This window comes from Aeromicrobium sp. PFPM2_SD2, from assembly GCF_057364525.1.
The window spans coordinates 1-1,051 of sequence record NZ_JBNFNZ010000630.1; the positions used below are offsets into that span (position 1 = coordinate 1).

General features: G+C 75.9%; 1 protein-coding gene. It reads left to right on the plus strand.

All coding sequences use genetic code 11. From position 1 onward, the window contains the following. Positions 1-85: 85 nt before the first annotated feature. Positions 86-1,051, plus strand: a 966-nt coding sequence (locus AC2W7G_RS17010) for an LpqB family beta-propeller domain-containing protein (RefSeq protein ID WP_485869481.1), incomplete at its 3' end; no start/stop codon positions are given.

The following is a 1,051-nucleotide window of genomic DNA, read 5'->3' on the forward strand; positions in this document are numbered from 1 at the left end:
CCGGACGAGGGCGCCGAAGTTCGTCCTGACCCTGCCCAAGCCGGGCGGCTCGGCCCACCCGCCCGCCGATCGTCTCGGAGCTCGCATGACGCGCCGCCTGTCCCTGCTCGCGTGGCTGGCCGCCGTCGTCTGCGCGCTGACCGCGTGCGGCGGCATCCCCGACGAGGTGCGCGTCCACCGGGTCCAGGCCCAGGAGGTCGGCGACGAGAGCCCGGTCAGCTACCGGCCGGCCGGGCCGCGGCAGAACGCGACCCCCGACCAGGTCGTGCGCGGCTACCTGGACGCGATGCTGGCCTACCCGGTCTCCAGCGGCACCGCCGAGACCTTCTTCCACCCCCAGGCCGAGCCGTGGGACCCCACGGCCGGGGTCGTCGTCTACCGCACGGCGCGCGTGGAGCGGGCCCAGCAGGTCGCGATCGGGCGCGACATCGGCCTGGAGGTCTCGCTGCGCGTCGAGCAGGAGGCCCGGCTCGACCGCACCGGCCACTACGAGCCCGACCGGCTCTCGCGCACCGTCCGCTTCGTGCTGCGCCGCGACGACGGCCAGTGGCGCATCGAGGTCGCGCCGCCGGGCACGTTCGTCACCCGCAACTTCTTCGCCGACTACTACCGGCCGTTCGACCTGTACTTCTTCGACCCGTCCGGCGAGCGGGTCGTCGCCGACCCCGTGCACCTGCCGCTCGGCGAGCAGCTGGCCACGGCGCTGGTCACCAACGTCGTCGCCGGACCCCGGACGCAGGACGCCGGCACGCTGCGCAGCTACGTGCCCGACGCCACGCGCCTGCGCGGCAGCGTGCCCGTCGCCGCCGACGGCCTGGCCGAGATCGTGCTGGACGGCCTCGGCGACGTGTCCGACGAGTCCGGGACCGCGTGGCCGCCCAGCTGGTCTGGACGCTGCGCCAGCTGCCCGAGGTGCGCGCGCTGCGGATCCGTCCGCCCGGGCCCGTCGTGCGGGCCGAGCCGGGCGACCTCGAGCCGGTCGGGGGATGGGGCGTCTTCGGCCCGTCCCGCGCGTGGTCGGGGCCGTACCTGCTCACGCCCACCCAGGTGG